Source organism: Luteimicrobium album, from assembly GCF_030161555.1.
Classification (GTDB): domain Bacteria; phylum Actinomycetota; class Actinomycetes; order Actinomycetales; family Cellulomonadaceae; genus Luteimicrobium; species Luteimicrobium album.
Window position 1 is genome coordinate 392,276 of the sequence record NZ_BSUK01000001.1, and the last position, 17,061, is coordinate 409,336.

The following is a 17,061-nucleotide window of genomic DNA, read 5'->3' on the forward strand; positions in this document are numbered from 1 at the left end:
CCACCAGCCCTCGTCCGTTCCCTCGCCGCTCGCGTCGCTCACTCGTGATCAGGCGGGAGAATGGCGCGCGTGACCCGGTACGCCTTCCTCGTCTCGCCGTCGCACAACCGCGTGTACGCGCAGGCCGCGCCGCGGCTCGCCCTCGCGGAGCTGAGCGCGGTCGCGGAGCGTGCGTTCGACGGACGGCTCACCGACGTCGGCACGACGACGCTCGGCGGGCTGCCGTACGTGACGTTCGCGCTCGACGACGCCCCCGCCGGGCCCGACGCAGCGACCGTCGAAGCCACGGACCTCGCGCTGGTGTCCACGCTGTCGTCCGTCTATGCGCTCTTCCGGGTCGAGGGCGGCCGGGACGACGCCGGCGAAGCCGTGCTCCGGCCCGTCGCGCGGGCCGGCGTCGATCTGTTCGACTCGGACCTGCTGACCGTGCAGAAGTACGCCGGGAAGACGAACGAGGACTTCACGCGCCTGCTCGTGAACGTCACCGTCGCGGCGACGGACCGGCCGCGCGACCTCGCCGGCCCGTGGACCACGCGGCCCGACGGCGCCCGACGTCGGCTCCGGGTCCTCGACCCGATGGCGGGGCGCGGCACCACGCTCAACCAGGCGCTCGTGCGCGGCTGGGACGCCGCGGGGATCGACGTCGACGCCAAGGACGTCGAGGCGTACGCCGTCTTCCTGCGCACGTGGCTCAAGAACCACCGGCTCAAGCACGGCGCGTCCCTCCAGACACAGCACCGCGACGGGAAGAGCCTCGGGCGTCGCTTCGCCGCGACCGTCGGCGCGACGCCCGCGGAGTACCGCGCCGGCGAGACCATCGGCGTCGAGCTGGTCAACGCGGACACGGTCCGCGCCGCGGAGCTGTTCCCCGCCGGGCACTTCGACGCGATCGTCACCGACGCGCCGTACGGGGTCCAGCACGGCAACCGGGCGTCGGGCACGCGCGGGCGCGACGGCCGGTCCACGTCCCGGGACGAGCTGACCCGCTCCCCGGTCCCGCTCCTCTCCCGGGCGCTGCCCGGGTGGGTCCGCCTGCTGCGCCGGGGCGGCACCGTCGGGATCGCGTGGAACGTCAAGGTTGCGCCACGTCGCGACCTCGTCGACGCGCTCACCGACGCCGGCCTCGAGGTGCTCGGCGGGGGACGCGACGACGCGGCGCCCGACCCCTGGCAGGGGTTCGAGCACCGCGTCGACCAGGCGATCCAGCGCGACCTCGTCGTGGCCCGCAAGCCACGCTGAGCAGACCGTCAGGCGGAGACCGTCTCGCGCTCGGGCTCGGTGGCCTCCTCGTCGTCGGTGTGCTCCTCGGTCGAGCGCGAGTTCGTCAGCGTCGAGGCGCCGAACGCCGCGACGATCCCCACGACCACGGCCAGCACGATGTAGGTGACCCGCTCACCGTGGAAGAACGAGGCGACCAGCTCGTTGCTCCACGTGCCGGCGGGGAGCTGGCTCGCGACCAGGGTCGCGATGAGCGTCCCGACGACGGCGGTGCCGACGCTCGTCCCGACCTCCTGGGCGGTGTCGTTCAGCGCGGTGCCCATCGAGGTGCGGTTGGCGGGCATCTCGTCCACGAGGGCCACGGCGCACACGGTCATCACCGTGCGCAGGCCGACGGTCATGACGACCATCGCGAGGGCGATCGCGACGTAGCCGTGCTCGACGCCCCACGCGAGACCTCCGACGCCCGCGGCGAGGAAGCCCGAGCCGACGAGGCAGGCGACCCGGTGCCCGAACCGCGTGACGAGCCACTCCGAGAAGGGCGTCGCGCCGAGCATCGTGATGATCATCGGGAGGTTCGCCAGCCCGGCCTTCACGGGGCTCCAGCCCCACGCGTACTGGAAGTGCAGGATGAGGCCGAACATGACGCCCGCCATCGCGACGGCGGTGCCGATCTGCGCGATCGACGCGCCGCGCACGGTGCCGTTCGAGAAGAGCTTGAGGTCGAGCATCGGCGCCTTGGAGCGGCGCTCGTGCCGCACGAAGAGCACCGCGGCGAGGACGGCGCCGACGACGCAGCCGAGCGTGATCGCGGAGGTCCAGCCGTGCTGCACGCCGCTCGTGAGGGCGTAGCACGCGAGGCCGATCGTCGCGATGCTGAAGGCGGCGCCGGGCAGGTCGAGCCTGTCGTCGGTCAGGCCGTCCTTGGCGTCGGCGGCGACACCGAGCCGGACGCCGATCCAGGCGATCAGCGCGATCGGGAAGTTGACGAGGAGCAGCCACTGCCACGAGACGTGCGCGAGCGCGGTGCCACCGAGCAGCGGGCCGAGGATGAACCCGGACATGCCGACGACCATCATCACGGTGATGGCCCGCATCCGGAGGGCCTTGTCGTCGAACAGGCGGAACACCAGCGAGTTCGTCACGGGCGCCATCGCCGCGGCCGCCAGGCCCAGCAGGGCGCGCAGGGTGATGAGCTCGCCGCTCGTCGACACGAGGGCGGCACCGAGGCTGATGATCCCGAACGCCGCGAGCCCGACGAGCAGCACGCGGCGCCGGCCGAACCGGTCGGCGATCGAGCCGGCCGTGAGGAGCAGCCCGCCGAACGTGAGCGAGTAGGCGCCGCTGACCCACTGCAGCGCCGTGGTGCTGCTGCCGAGGTCGCGGCCGATCGTCGGGAGGGCGATCGACATGAGCGTGTTGTCGACCATCTCGACGAAGAAGGCCAGGCAGAGGGCCGCCATCGGGATCCAGGCGGCGCGGAGCGACGAGTAGGTGCGCGACACGGTCGGTCGCGGCGTAGGTGCGGTCGTGGTCATGCAGACGATGTTCGTCCCGTCGGTTGACACGGCGCTGACACGACCCTGCCGCTGCTGACATCTCGCTGACAGCGGCCCCGGGGACCCAGGTTCGCGGCGTCAGTGCCGGGCCGGGAGCCCCGCGATGCCGTCGTCGCCCCGGCGGACCTGCGGCGTACGCCCGGGCGGCGGCGCGTCGTCCGGTGCGGCCGTCGTCCCCGCGAGGGCGGCGTTCTCGTGGTCGCGCTGGTCGCGGACGATCCTCCACCACACGAACACCGCGAACACCGCGAAGAGCCACCACTGGAACGCGTACGAGAGGCTCTGCAGGTTCACGTCGCCCGAGCCCTCCACCCGCGGCCGCGGGAGCACGGCGATCGCCGGGTCGGCGGCGGGGTCCGAGTCGCGCAGCACCACGTACCCGCTGTAGATGGGACCGCCCCACCGGTTGGCGAGCTGCGCCGACGACACCGAGTCGACCTGCCCGTCGGGCAGCGTGTGCCCCGTGCCGTCCGTGGCCTCCGAGGCCTGCAGGTACCCGTTCACGCGCACCGTGCCCGACGGCGCAGCGGTCGCTTGCTCGGGCGTCGCCACCCAGCCACGGACCACCGGCACCACGGGCGCGCCACCCGACAGGGACTTCCACGACGCGCCGGACGTGCCGTCGTCGGACACCCGGAGCGGGGCGAGCACGAGGTAGCCCGTGCGGCCGTCGAGCGCGCGGCCGGGCACGAGGACCTGACCGTCCGGCTCGTAGGCGCCCTCGACCCAGACCAGGTCGCCGACGAGCTTGCCGGTGAACGTCGTCTGCGGTGCGAGGACCGTGCCGAGCCCGTCCGGTCCACGCGCCTCCTCGGCCGCGAGCTTCGCGTCGAGCTCCTTCTGCTGGGCGGCGTCGCCGCGCGCGTACGCACGGTCGAGCTGCCACGCGCCGAGGCTCCCGCACAGGGCGGCGAACGCGAGGAGGACGGCGAGGAGGCCGATCATGCGGGGCCGGCGCACGACCTGCCCCCACGTCAACGGCCCCTGGACGCGCGGCGGCTTCCCCGGGCGCGCGGGCACGGGCGACGGCGCGCTCGGGCCGAAGGAGGTCGGCGTCGTCGGGGGGCCGGGGAAACCACGGGTCCACGGTAACGGGGCTGCCTGGGAGCCCGGTGCCCGGGACCCCGCCACCAGCGCCCCCGGGGTCCGTCGGGTTCGTCACCTCCGCCCGGCGCGCGACGAGGGACCTCCTGCGATGGAATGAAGGGACCATCAGCTCAGCTCTGAGGAGTGTGTGATCGATGTCCTCCTGGACCGCCCTTCCGGACAACGCAGTGAGCGACGAGACCGTCGCCCGGATCGACCGGTGGTGGCGTGCCGCCAACTACATGTCGGTCGGCCAGATCTACCTGCTGGACAACCCACTCCTGCGGCGCCCGCTCACGCGCGACGACGTCAAGCCTCGCCTGCTGGGCCACTGGGGGACGACGCCGGGCCTGAACTTCCTCTACGCGCACCTCAACCGGGCGATCGCGGAGCGCCAGCAGTCGACGATCTACGTCGCGGGCCCGGGCCATGGCGGCCCCGGCCTGGTCGCGAACACCTACCTCGACGGCACGTACTCCGAGCTGTACTCCGACATCACCGAGGACGAGGAGGGCCTGCGCAAGCTGTTCCGCCAGTTCTCGTTCCCCGGCGGCATCCCCTCGCACGTCGCGCCCGAGACGCCCGGCTCGATCCACGAGGGCGGCGAGCTCGGGTACGCGCTCTCGCACGCGTACGGCGCGGCGTTCGACAACCCGGATCTGCTCGTCGCGGCGGTCGTCGGCGACGGCGAGGCCGAGACCGGCCCGCTCGCGACGAGCTGGCACTCCAACAAGCTCGTCAACCCGTCGCACGACGGCGTCGTCCTGCCGATCCTGCACCTCAACGGCTACAAGATCGCGAACCCCACGATCCTGGACCGGATCGGCCAGGACGAGCTCACCTCGCTCCTGACGGGGTACGGGCACAAGGTCCACTGGTTCGAGGTCGCCGACGGCACGGACGAGAGCTTCGACAGCATCCACCGCAGGTTCGCCGCGACGCTCGACGAGGTCCTCGACGAGATCGCCGCGATCAAGGCGGCGGCCGCCGAGCAGGGCGAGGACCTCCCCGCCCGGCCTGGCCGATGATCGTCTTCCGCACCCCCAAGGGGTGGACGGGCCCCGCGTACATCGACGGCAAGAAGACGGTCGGCTCGTGGCGCGCCCATCAGGTGCCGCTCGCCAACGCGCGGGACACGCCGGAGCACCTCCAGGTCCTCGAGGACTGGCTGAAGTCGTACCGGGCGGAGGAGCTCTTCGACGACGACGGCGCGATCGACGGCGACATCCGCGAGCTCGCCCCGGCGGGCGACCTGCGGATGAGCGCGAACCCGCACGCGAACGGCGGGGTCCTGCTCCGCGACCTGCGGCTGCCCGACTTCCGCGACTTCGCGGTCGACGTGCCGAAGCCGGGGTCGGGCGTCGTGGAGGCCCCTCGCGTCCTCGGCGAGTTCCTCACCGAGGTGATCCGTCGCAACCCGGACAATTTCCGGATCTTCGGCCCCGACGAGACCGCGTCGAACCGGCTGCAGGCCGTCTACGACGTGACCGGCAAGCAGTGGAACGCCGAGTACTTCTCCCCGAGGTCGACGAGCACCTCGTGCGCGTCGGGCGGGTCATGGAGCAGCTCTCCGAGCACCAGTGCCAGGGCTGGCTCGAGGGCTACCTGCTCACGGGGCGGCACGGCCTGTTCACCAGCTACGAGGCGTTCATCCACATCATCGACTCGATGTTCAACCAGCACGCCAAGTGGCTCAAGGTCACCAACCACATCCCGTGGCGGCGGCCGATCGCGAGCCTCAACTACCTGCTGTCGAGCCACGTGTGGCGCCAGGACCACAACGGCTTCAGCCACCAGGACCCCGGCTTCATCGACCACGTCGTGAACAAGAAGGCCGAGGTCGTGCGGGTGTACCTGCCGCCGGACGCCAACACCCTCCTGTCGACGTATGACCACTGCCTGCGCAGTCGGCAGTACGTCAACGTCGTGGTGGCGGGCAAGCAGCCGGCGCCCCAGTTCCTGTCCATGGAGCAGGCCGTCGCGCACTGCACGCGTGGGCTCGGGATCTGGGACTGGGCGGGCACGGAGACCGAGGGCCAGGAGCCCGACGTCGTCCTGGGGTGCGCGGGCGACGTCCCGACCCTCGAGGTGCTCGCCGCGGCCGAGATCCTGCGGCACCGGATCCCGGACCTGCGGGTACGCGTCGTGAACGTCGTCGACCTCATGCGGCTCCAGGACGAGAAGGAGCACCCGCACGGGCTGTCCGACAAGGACTTCGACACGCTCTTCACCCGCGACAAGCCGGTCATCTTCGCCTACCACGGCTACCCGTGGCTCATCCACCGCCTCACGTACCGCCGCACGGGGCACGCGAACCTCCACGTGCGCGGGTACAAGGAGGAGGGCACCACGACGACGCCGTTCGACATGGTCATGCTCAACGACCTCGACCGGTTCCACCTGGTCATCGACGTCATCGACCGCGTGCCCGGGCTCGCGTCCCGGTACGCCGGGCTGCGGCAGGAGATGCAGGACAAGCGCCTCGAGGCCCGCCAGTACACGCGTGAGCACGGCGACGACCTGCCGGAGGTGAGGGACTGGGTGTGGCCCGACGCGCAGGACCTCGCCGACACGACCCAGGTCGACGCGACCATCGGGACGGGCGGGGACAACGAGTAGCCAGCACTCCCCGACGTCGAGCAAGCGGGCCCGGTGTCGAGCAAGCGGACCTCCCTGCTTGCTCGACGCCGGGCCCGCTTGCTCGAGTCCGGTCAGGGGCCGAGGAGCGCGAGCGGGACGACGGCGACCCCGTCCGGTCGACGGTAGGCCTGGCGACCCGTCGTGAGGACGACCTTGTCCACGAGGTCGTCCCCCAGACGTTCTCCGAGCCAGTGCAGGTGCCGGACGTCCCGGTCGTCCGGCGTCGCTGCGAGCTTGACCTCGATCGCGAGCGTCCGACCGTCCGGGGCGTGCACGACGAGATCGATCTCGCGCTCGCCGCGGGCTGTCCGGACGTGCGAGACCGACAGCCCGAGCGGCTGTGCGTAGACCCGCACGCACAACGTCGCCAACGACTCGAACAGGTTCCCCACGAGCGGACCATCGCGCAGCCCTGCGAACTCGCGTCCCGCTGAGCTGTCGAGGAGGGTGTCGGGGCCGATGTCGAGCAGGGCGCCGACGAGCGCCGGGTCGGCGAGCTGGTGCTTCGGCATCTGTCCCAGCGTGCCGAGCCTGTTCCTGCTCAGCGCGAACGCGGGGACGGGGTCGAGCAGCCAGAGATGCTCGAGGACGTCGCGGTACGCCCCGATCGTCGTGCGGGTCGCTCGCTGGTCGTCCGGAACCGCGCCGGCGATCGACTCGTACGTGGCCGTCGTCGAGCTGGCGGCCGCGTAGGCGCGGAGCCACTGCGCCAGCGACGCCGGGCGCTTGGGGACGAATCCGAGCTCGGGGACGTCGTGCTCGAGGACGCTCTCCACGTAGCCCTTCAGGAGCGGCGTGCGGGCGCGCTCCGGACCGAGACGGATAGCGGGGAGACCCGAGCCGAGGATCTCGGTGACGTAGTCGGCGAGCACGAGGGACGAGGTCCCGCCGACCTCGCCCCGCTGCTTCCACAGCCCGGCGAGGCTCACGGTAGGTTCGGCGGAACCCCTCTCCGCCAGGCTCATGGGTCGCATCCGCAGACGGACGACTCTGCCGGCACCCGAGTGCACGCGTACGTCGCGCGGGTTGGCGCTGCCGGTGAGGAGGAAGCGACCCGGGGACGGGTCGGCGTCGACAGCACGACGCATCGCCTCCCAGATGTCGGGGTCGTGCTGCCATTCGTCGATGAGCACGGGTGGCTTCGCTCGGGCGAGAGCCTCCTTGCGCGACGCCTGGACGACGACCCGTTCGTCGACGTCGGCCAGGTCGAGCACGGAGGCGGCCAGCCGGCGCGCCGACTCCGTCTTCCCGATCGCCTTGGGCCCGACGAGAGAGACGGCGGGAACCGCCTGCACCAGCGTCGCCAGCTCGCCGTCGATCACTCGTCCTCGATACGTCATCTCGCTCGCTTCCTGCATACCGACCAGATGAGCAACTCCATACTAGACAGATATGCGAGTTCAAACTAGACAATCTTGCGCCCTCATACTGGACAGTTCTGCACATCGGTGTCCGACGTGATGCACCCGACTCCGGAGACCGACCGCCGCGTGGCCCGCGACACTGCAGCCCGTGCGGCGATGCGATGGAATGAGTCCGTGAGCGAGTCCACCCGCAGCGTCTACATCACCTCCCCCGAGGGGAGACCGGCAAGTCGACCGTCGCGCTGGGCGTCCTGGAGCTGCTCCAGCGCCGGTTCCCGCGGGTGGGCGTGTTCCGCCCCGTCGCACGCAGCGCCGAGGCGAACCCGCGCGCGGGCCGCGACTACGTGCTCGAGCTGCTGCTCGCGCGGGACAGCGTCGACCTCGGCTACGAGCAGTGCGTCGGGGTCACCTACGACGAGGTCCACGACGACCCCGACGCCTCGCTCTCCCAGATCGTCGCGAAGTTCCACGACGTGGCTCTCGCGTGCGACGCCGTGCTGGTCCTGGGCAGCGACTACACCGACGTCGCCGGGCCCACCGAGCTGTCCTTCAACGCGCGGGTCGCGGCGAACCTCGGGTCGCCCGTCCTCCTCGTGATCTCGGGTTTCGGTCGCACGCCCGACGACGTCCGCCAGCTCGCCGAGGTGAGCCTCGCCGAGCTGCGGGCGTTCCACGCGCGGCCGTTCGGCGTCGTCGCGAACCGGTGCCGTCCGGACGACCTCGACGCGGTCGGCGAGGCGCTGGGCGGCCTGGACGTGCCGGGCGCCCCGACGTCCCCGCTGCCGGTGTGGACGATCCCCGAGGAGCCGTCGCTGTCCGCGCCGACCGTCGAGGGGCTGCGTGAGGCCGTCGAGGGCACGCTGCTGCTGGGCGACGACGAGCTCCTCGCACGCGAGGCGATGGGCGTGCTCGTCGGGGCGATGACGCTCGAGCACATGCTGGGGCACCTGACCGACGGGGCGGTCGTCGTCACCGCGGGCGACCGCTCGGAGGTACTCATCGGTCTGCTCGCGGCGCACTCCGCGCCGTCGTACCCGTCGCTCGCCGCCATGGTCCTCACGGGCGGCCTCGAGCCCCGGAGTCGATCGCGCGCCTGCTCGACGACCTCGCGCCGAGCCTCCCGATCCTCACGACGCACCTCGACACGATCGAGACGGCGAGCCGCGCGTCGCGCACCCGGGGCCGGGTCAGCCTCGACGCCCCCAGCAAGGTCGACACGGCTCTCGCCCTGTTCGACCGCGCGACGGCGAGCGCCGCGCACGGCGGCCTCGCGGCCGCCCTGGACGTGCCGCCGTCGGACGTCGTGACACCGCTCATGTTCGAGTACGAGCTCCTCGCCCGTGCTCGCGCGGACCGCAAGCACGTGGTGCTGCCCGAGGGCGACGACGACCGCATCCTGCGCGCGGCGTCGACCCTGCTGCAGCGCGACGTCGCCGAGCTGACGATCCTCGGGGACGAGTCGGCGGTCCGGGCCCGCGCCGCCGAGCTGGGCCTGCGGCTCGACGGCGCGCACGTCCTGTCCCCGCACGACCCGGGGCTCGTCGAGCGGTTCGCCGAGGAGTACACGCAGCTGCGCGCGCACAAGGGCATGACCGTCGAGCGCGCACGGGAGATCGTTACGGACGTCTCGTACTTCGGGACGATGATGGTCCACCTCGGCCTCGCGGACGGCATGGTGTCGGGCGCGGCCCACACGACCGCCCACACGATCAAGCCGTCGTTCGAGATCATCAAGACGGCGCCCGGCGTCTCGGTCGTGTCGTCGGTGTTCCTCATGTGCCTCGAGGACCGGGTGCTCGTCTACGGCGACTGCGCGGTCATCCCCGACCCGACGTCCACGCAGCTCGCCGACATCGCCATCTCGTCCGCGGCCACCGCCGCCCAGTTCGGTGTCCCGCCGCGGATCGCGATGCTGTCCTACTCGACCGGCGAGTCCGGCTACGGCGCCGACGTCGAGAAGGTCCGGGACGCGACCGCGCTCGTCCGCGAGCGCCGCGCCGACCTGTCGGTGGCCGGCCCGATCCAGTACGACGCCGCCGTGGACGCCTCGGTGGCGGCGTCGAAGATGCCGGGCTCCGACGTGGCAGGCAAGGCGACGGTGTTCGTCTTCCCGGACCTCAACACGGGCAACAACACGTACAAGGCCGTGCAGCGCTCGGCGGGTGCGGTCGCGATCGGGCCGGTGCTCCAGGGGCTCGCGAAGCCCGTCAACGACCTGTCGCGCGGGGCGCTCGTCCACGACATCGTCAACACGGTCGCGATCACCGCGATCCAGGCCCAGGCCGGGACCGCAGCCTCGGCCGGGTCCGCCGGAGAAGGAGAAGCATGAGCATCCTGCCCGAGTCCGAACGCCCCAACCCGTACTCCGCGTACGGCGCGCACGGGTCCGTGCTGGTGCTGAACTCGGGCTCCAGCTCGCTCAAGTACCAGCTCGTGAACCCGGTGGGCGGGGAGGCGATCGCGTCGGGGATCGTCGAGCGGATCGGCGAGTCGTCGAGCCCGGTGAAGCACGTCTTCGGCGGCAACACGACGAAGCGCGAGGCGAAGGTCGCCGACCACGGCGAGGCGCTGCGGGTCGCGCTCGGGCTGTTCGCGGAGCTCGGCCCGGACCTCGAGAAGGCCGGGGTGCACGCCGTCGGGCACCGCGTGGTCCACGGCGGCTCGGTGTTCTCCAAGCCGGTCCTGATCGACGACGACGTGGTCCGTCAGATCCGCGACCTGTCCCCGCTCGCGCCGCTGCACAACCCGGCGAACGCGACGGGCATCGAGGTGGCGCGCGAGCTGATGCCCGACGTGCCGCACGTCGCCGTCTTCGACACGGCGTTCTTCCAGTCCCTCCCCGAGCACGCGTACACGTACGCGCTCGACCGCGGCGTCGCCGAGGAGTACGGGGTGCGGCGCTACGGCTTCCACGGCACGAGCCACCAGTACGTCGCCGGGAAGGTCGCGCGCGTGCTCGGGCGCCGGGTCCAGGACCTCAACCAGATCGTCCTGCACCTGGGCAACGGCGCGTCGGCGTCGGCCGTCGCGGGGGCGTACCGGTCGAGACGTCGATGGGCCTGACGCCGCTGGAGGGTCTCGTGATGGGGACCCGGACGGGCGACATCGACCCCGCCGTGGTGTTCCACCTGTCCCGCAACGCGGGCATGAGCATCGACGAGATCGACGACCTGTTCAACAAGCGGTCGGGCGTCAAGGGTCTCGCGGGCGAGAACGACTTCCGTGCCGTCCGGGAGCTGGCGGACGGCGACGACGCCGAGGCGGCGAGGGCCGCGAGGCTCGCGCTCGACGTCTACGAGCACCGGCTGCGCAAGTACATCGGGGCGTACCACGCGGTGCTCGGCCGGGTCGACGTGCTGGCGTTCACCGCGGGCGTCGGGGAGAACGACGCCGCCGTGCGCGCCGAGGTGCTCGACGGCCTCGAGCCGCTCGGGCTGGCCGTCGACCCCGAGCGCAACGCGGCGCCGTCGTCGTCCGAGCCGCGCATCATCTCCCCGGCGTGGACGAGCACGCTCGTCATGGTCGTGCCGACCAACGAGGAGCTCGCGATCGCGCGCCAGTGCATCGAGGTCGTGGACGGCCTCGCGTCCTGAGAGGAAGCCCACCATGAAGCCTGTCCGGCTGCTCGCCCGTGTCCTGACCGGGTCCACGTACGCCCTGCTCGGGGCGGACGCGGCCCGCGAGCCCGGGGGCCGTGTCACCGCGGCCGGTCCGACGCTGGAGGCGATCCGCCGCATCGTCCCCCTGCCCGACGACGACACCGTGCTGGTCCGCACCAACGGCGCGGTCATGGCCTCCGCGGGCACCTTGCTGGCGCTCGGGATCCTCCCGCGCACGTCCGCCGTGGTCCTCGTGGGCTCGCTGGTGCCGACCACGGTCGCCGGTCACGCCTTCTGGAAGGTCGACGACCCCGCCGCCCGCAAGGCGCAGCGCGTCCAGTTCCACAAGAACCTGGCGATGATCGGCGGCCTGCTCCTCGTGGCGCTCGACCGCGGCTGACGCCCGCCAGGCCGGCCCGTCAGAGACCGAGCGCGTCCGCGACGCCCGGGGCCAGTGCGGCGAGCGCGGCCGCACGGGCGCCGGGAGCGTCGTCGGCGGCGAGGGCCGCCTGCCCGACGGCGCGCGCCTGCTCGAGCGTGTGCGCCTTGACCGCGTAGCGCACGGCGGGCACGGCGACGGGCGCCATGGACAGGCTCGTGATCCCGAGGCCGGTCAGGACGACGGCCATGAGCGGGTCGGACGCGGACTCACCGCAGACCCCGACGTCCTTGCCCGCCCGCTGCCCGGCGGCTGCGGTCGCGGCGACGAGGTCGAGCACGGCGGGCTGCCACAGGTCGATGAGGTCGGCGAGCTCGCCGCGCAGCCGGTCGGTGGCCATCGTGTACTGGGCGAGGTCGTTGGACCCGATGGACACGAAGTCGACCTCGCGCAGAATCGCGTCGGCGCGCAGCGCGGCGGCCGGGATCTCGACCATGACGCCGACCTTCGTGAGGCCCTGCGCACGGGCCGAGGCGGCGAAGTCCCGCGCCTCGCCGGGCGTCGCGATCATGGGCGCCATGACCCACGGCTCGAGGCCGGTCTCGCGGCGTGCGTCGCCGAGTGCCTTGAGCTGGGTGGTCACGACCTCGGGCACGGTGCGCACGAGCCGGTAGCCGCGGACCCCGAGCGCGGGGTTCTCCTCGTCCGGCTGCGTCGCGAACTTGAGCGGCTTGTCGGCCCCCGCGTCGAGCGTGCGGACGACGACCTTGCGGTCGCCGAACGCACGGAGCGCGCGTGCGTAGGTCGTGGCCTGCTCCTCGCGCGTGGGCGCGGTCTCGCGGTCGAGGAACAGGACCTCGGTGCGGAACAGGCCCGAGCCCTCGACGGCCTGGGCGGCGGCCCGCTCCGCATCCTCGGCGGTGCCGATGTTGGCGAGCAGGAGGATGCGGTGGCCGTCGGCGGTGACACCGGGCGCGTGGTCCTCCGCGAGGCGCGCCGCCACCTCCGCGCGCTGCGCGAAGGCCTCCGCGACCTGGGGCGCCGGGTCGACCTCGACGGTGCCGGCCGCGGCGTCGACCGCGACGACCGCTCCGTCCGGGAGCCCGGTGGCCCCGGCGACCCGCACGAGGCACGGGATCCCGAGCTGCCCGGCGATGATCGCGGTGTGCGACGTGGGGCCGCCGAGCTCGGTGACGATCGCGAGCACGTGGCTCACGTCGAGCGTCGCGGTGTCGGCGGGCGCGAGGTCCTTGCCGACGACGACGGACGGCCGGGTGAGCGCGGGGACGCCGGGCTCCGGGACGCCCAGGATGCGAGCGGCGACCCGGTCGCGCACCGAACGCAGGTCCGTCACGCGCTCGGCGAGGTAGCCGCCGGCCTGCTCGAACATCGTCACGAACCCGTTCACCGCGGCGTCGAGGGCGGTCACCGGGCCGGACCCGGCCGCGACGCCGGCGGCGGTCTGCTTGCGCAGCGCCTTGTCGTCGGCCATCTGGGCGGTCGCTCCGAGCACGTCCACGGCCGCGCCCGACGCTGCGTCCGCCTGCGCCCGCAGCCCCGCCGCGACGGCGTCGAACGCGGCGGTGACGCGCTCCTGCACCGCCTCGACCTGGTCGGGCGCGGTGCCGGGCTCGTCGGCGGGCGCCGCGGGCGCACCGGCGACCTGGACGACCGGGCCCACCACCCCGGCCCTGCCGACCCCGACACCGTGGAGCACGGTCGTGGGAGTGTCGGCGTTGTCGGGGGCGGCGCTGGTCACGTGCGACATGGTTCCTCGATCCTCAGCGACAGAGTGGTCTAGACCAGATCGTATCGCCCGGCACGGTCCCCGGCCACCGCGCCGCGGCTACGGCAGGCGCGTGGCCTTCATCGCCCGGAACGCCCGGGTCATCAGGCCCGTCCACTGCTCGCCCGGCCGCTCGTACAGCGTGTCGAAGCTCAGGCCCCGCGCGACGCCCCGCTCGACCGCGACGGTCTGCACCTCGGTCACGGCCTCGATGCCCTCGCGCCCGTGCCTGCGGCCGAGCCCGGACGCCTTGAACCCGCCGAGCGGCGCCGAGACCGAGCCCCACGCGGCCGCGTAGCCGTCGTTCACGTTGACCGACCCCGCCTGCACCCGGGCCGCGAGCCGGCGCCCGTGCGCCGTGTCGCCCGTCCAGATGCTCGCGTTCAGGCCGAACTCGGTGTCGTTCATGGCGTCGACCGCCCCATCGTCCGACGCCACCCGCCGGACCGACACCACCGGACCGAACGTCTCCTCGCGCGCGCACACCGCGTCGTCGGGCACGCCGTCGAGGACCGTCGGGGCGTAGAAGTACGGGCCGAGATCGGCTCGGTGCACGCCCCCGGCGAGGACGGTCGCGCCGCGCGCGATGGCGTCGTCGACGTGCGCGACGACGCGGTCGAGCTGCGCCTGCGACGTGAGCGACCCGACCTGGTGCCGGTAGTCGAGCCCCGGTCCCATCGTGAGGTCGCGCACCAACGGCACGAACTCGTCGAGAAACTCGTCCGCGACGTCCTCGTGCAGGATCAGCCGTTCGATCGACATGCACAGCTGGCCCGTGTTCGCGAAGCAGGCCCGCACGACGCCGCTCGCCGCCGACGCGACGTCGGCGTCCGCCGCGACGTACAGCGGGTTCTTGCCGCCGAGCTCGAGCGTGGCGCCGATGAGGCGCTCGCCCGCCTGCGCGGCGACCGTCCGGCCGACCGCCGTCGAGCCGGTGAAGACGATGTGGTCGACCGATGCCGTGAGCGCGCGGCCCACCTCCGGCCCGCCGTAGACGACCTGCACGACGCCAGCCGGCAGCCCGGCGTCCTCGAGCGCCTCGGCGGCCCAGAGCATGGTCAGCGGGGTCTGCAGGTCGGGCTTGACCACCGCCGCATTGCCCGCGACCAGCGCGGGAATGATGTCCGAGAGCGTCAGCGTGAGCGGGTAGTTCCACGGGGCGATGACACCGACGACGCCCACCGGGTGGCGCAGGATCCGCGTGCTCGTGAGCCCGGGGATCATGCCGGGCACGCGCCGCGTCCTGAGGTAGCGGTGCGCCCGCACCCCGTAGTGCCGTGCGACCTGCGCGACGTCCATGACCTCGTCGAACGCGCTCGTCCGCGACTTGCCGTTCTCGAGCTGGAGCAGGTCCAGGACCTCGGACTGCCGGTCGAGGACGACGTCGTGCAGCCGCAGCAGGACCTTCTCACGCGCCGCGACCGGGACCTCGGCCCACGCGAGCTGCGCCTCGCGTGCGCGCCCGACCGCGTCGGCGACGTCTTGCTCGGACGAGAGCGGCACCGCGACGAGAGGCGCCCCCGTGAACGGGGCGACGGTCCGGTGCTCGCCCGCCCCGCGCGAGCTCGCGAGACGGCCCAGAAGAGGCGCGACGACGTCGGGCTCGAGGGCGTACGTCGCGGTGGGGCTGTCGGGGTCGAGGAGGCCGTCGACGCTGACGTCGTCCGTGCTGTCTGCCATGCGCCCAGGCTACGCGTCCGGTACCGCGAGTCCTAGGTGCCCGCGGCACTCAGCCGACGTCCGGGCCGCCCTGTGCGACGGGGAAGCGACGACCCAGGACGGTGGTCTCCTGGTCCGTGTAGCCGAGCGCCTGGTAGAACCCGACGGCGGCCACGTTCGTGTGCCGCACCATGAGCTGGACCTTGGGCGCGCCCTGCGCCGCGAGCCACGCCTCGGCCGCGACGACGGTCTCGCGGCCGAACCCGCGCCCCTGCCACGCGGGGTCCACGGCGACGTAGTACAGCCAGCCCCGGTGCCCGTCGTAGCCGGCCACGGCGCTGCTCACCACGACCTCCGCGCCCGCCACGTCCACGTGCCCCACGAGCACGGTCGACGTCGCGGTCGAGCGAGCGTCCTCGATGTCCCGCTCGGGGTCGTTCCACGGGCGGGTGAGGCCGCACGCGGTCCACAGCGCGACGAGGGGCGCGACGTCGTCGTCGGTGGCCTCGGCGAGGCGCAGGACAGGCGTGGGCAGCCGCAGCCCGACGCCGTCACGCGTCCCGGACGGGCCCGAGCCGGCGGGCGTGGGGGGCATGACGGCCTCCGGTCAGCGCGGCTGGTAGGGCGAGACGACGACCTCGACGCGCTGGAACTCCTTGAGGTCCGAGTAGCCCGTCGTCGCCATCGCACGGCGCAGCGCGCCCACGAGGTTGAGTGTGCCGTCCGCCTGGCGGCCCGGGCCGAACAGGATCTCCTCGAGCGTCCCGGCCGTGCCGACGCGCACCCGCTCGCCGCGCGGGAGCTGCGGGTGGTGCGCCTCCGAGCCCCAGTGCCAGCCGGCGCCCGGCGCCTCCTGCGCGCGGGCCAGCGCGGCGCCGAGCATCACGGCGTCCGCCCCGCACGCGACCGCCTTGACCAGGTCGCCCGAGTGCCCGACGCCGCCGTCCGCGATGACGTGCACGTAGCGGCCGCCCGACTCGTCGAGGTAGTCCCGGCGTGCGGCCGCCACGTCCGCGACCGCGGTCGCCATCGGGGCGTGGATGCCGAGCGAGACGCGGGTCGTGTGGGCGGCACCGCCACCGAAGCCCACGAGCACGCCCGCCGCGCCCGTGCGCATGAGGTGCAGCGCCGCGGTGTAGGTGGACGCGCCACCCACGATCACGGGCACGTCGAGCTCGTAGATGAACCGCTTGAGGTTGAGCGGCTCGGCGTTGGACGACACGTGCTCCGCGGAGACGGTCGTGCCGCGGATGACGAACAGGTCGACGCCCGCGTCGACCACGGTCTGGGAGAGCTCCTGCGTGCGCTGGGGCGACAGAGCGCCCGCGACCGTGACGCCGGCGGCCCGGATCTCCTTGAGCCGCTGCGTCACGAGGTCCGGGAGGATCGGGGCCGAGTAGATCTCCTGCATGCGGCTCGTCGCCTGCTCCGCCGGCAGGGTCGCGATCTCCTCGAGCAGCGGGCGCGGGTCCTCGTACCGGGTCCACAGGCCCTCGAGGTCGAGGACGCCGAGGCCGCCCGCGTTGCCGAGCGCGACCGCGGTCTCGGGGCTCATCACCGAGTCCATGGGGGCGGCCATGATCGGCAGGTCGAAGTGGTAGGCGTCGATCTGCCAGCCGACCGAGACGTCCTCGGGGTCGCGCGTCCGCCGGGAGGGGACCACGGCGACGTCGTCGAAGGAGTAGGCACGGCGTCCGCGCTTGCCACGGCCGATCTCGATCTCGTTGCTCACCGGTCCAGTCTAGGGGCCGGTCCCTCGCCGTTCCGGCCA

9 protein-coding genes and 3 pseudogenes are annotated in these 17,061 nt (G+C 72.9%); 5 read left to right on the forward strand and 7 right to left on the reverse strand.

The annotated features are described in order from the left end of the window. The first annotated feature begins 60 nt into the window (after positions 1 to 60). A complete protein-coding gene (locus tag QQK45_RS01990) occupies positions 61 to 1,239 on the forward strand; it encodes a TRM11 family SAM-dependent methyltransferase (protein WP_431310211.1) in 1,179 nt (392 codons plus the stop codon). An 8-nt stretch (positions 1,240 to 1,247) separates the two neighbouring features. Here the strand turns inward: QQK45_RS01990 and QQK45_RS01995 are convergent, their stop codons facing one another. Next, entirely contained in the window at positions 1,248 to 2,756 is a 1,509-nt protein-coding gene (locus QQK45_RS01995) for an MFS transporter (protein ID WP_284291780.1), read from the reverse strand. A gap of 99 nt (positions 2,757 to 2,855) precedes the next feature. After that, positions 2,856 to 3,797: an SURF1 family protein gene (locus tag QQK45_RS02000; RefSeq protein ID WP_284291782.1), complete on the reverse strand. Its 942-nt coding sequence runs from the start codon at positions 3,795 to 3,797 to the stop codon at positions 2,856 to 2,858. Positions 3,798 to 4,018: 221 nt separating this feature from the next. Between QQK45_RS02000 and QQK45_RS02005 the strand changes: the two are divergent. Continuing rightward, positions 4,019 to 6,482: pseudogene (locus QQK45_RS02005) on the forward strand (phosphoketolase family protein). A 92-nt stretch (positions 6,483 to 6,574) separates the two neighbouring features. Here QQK45_RS02005 and QQK45_RS02010 read toward each other — a convergent pair. Then, positions 6,575 to 7,843 carry an ATP-binding protein gene (locus QQK45_RS02010; RefSeq protein WP_284291784.1) on the reverse strand — a complete coding sequence of 423 codons (1,269 nt, stop codon included), beginning with the start codon at positions 7,841 to 7,843 and terminating at the stop codon, positions 6,575 to 6,577. Positions 7,844 to 8,023: 180 nt separating this feature from the next. On the opposite strand from QQK45_RS02010, the pseudogene pta reads away from it, so the two are divergent. The 3 genes and pseudogenes from pta to QQK45_RS02025 all read left to right on the forward strand — a co-directional run bounded on the left by pta (position 8,024) and on the right by QQK45_RS02025 (position 11,866). After that, positions 8,024 to 10,196, forward strand: a pseudogene (gene pta / locus QQK45_RS02015) (phosphate acetyltransferase). Beyond that, positions 10,193 to 11,460 (forward strand): annotated as a pseudogene (locus QQK45_RS02020) (acetate kinase). The pseudogenes pta and QQK45_RS02020 overlap by 4 nt, the downstream one beginning before the upstream one ends. A gap of 13 nt (positions 11,461 to 11,473) precedes the next feature. Beyond that, the gene (locus QQK45_RS02025) at positions 11,474 to 11,866 is read left to right on the forward strand and encodes a DoxX family protein (RefSeq protein ID WP_284291786.1); all 393 of its coding nucleotides are present in this window, start codon (positions 11,474 to 11,476) and stop codon (positions 11,864 to 11,866) included. A 19-nt stretch (positions 11,867 to 11,885) separates the two neighbouring features. On the opposite strand, the gene ptsP is transcribed toward QQK45_RS02025, so the two are convergent. The 4 genes from ptsP to QQK45_RS02045 all read right to left on the reverse strand — a co-directional run bounded on the left by ptsP (position 11,886) and on the right by QQK45_RS02045 (position 17,022). After that, entirely contained in the window at positions 11,886 to 13,613 is a 1,728-nt protein-coding gene (gene ptsP, locus QQK45_RS02030) for a phosphoenolpyruvate--protein phosphotransferase (protein WP_284291788.1), read from the reverse strand. A gap of 78 nt (positions 13,614 to 13,691) precedes the next feature. Further along, a complete protein-coding gene (locus QQK45_RS02035; protein WP_284291790.1) occupies positions 13,692 to 15,311 on the reverse strand; it encodes a succinic semialdehyde dehydrogenase in 1,620 nt (539 codons plus the stop codon). A gap of 49 nt (positions 15,312 to 15,360) precedes the next feature. Next, entirely contained in the window at positions 15,361 to 15,885 is a 525-nt protein-coding gene (locus QQK45_RS02040) for a GNAT family acetyltransferase (protein ID WP_284291792.1), read from the reverse strand. A 12-nt stretch (positions 15,886 to 15,897) separates the two neighbouring features. Then, positions 15,898 to 17,022: a GuaB3 family IMP dehydrogenase-related protein gene (locus tag QQK45_RS02045; protein WP_284291794.1), complete on the reverse strand. Its 1,125-nt coding sequence runs from the start codon at positions 17,020 to 17,022 to the stop codon at positions 15,898 to 15,900. Positions 17,023 to 17,061 lie beyond the last annotated feature (39 nt).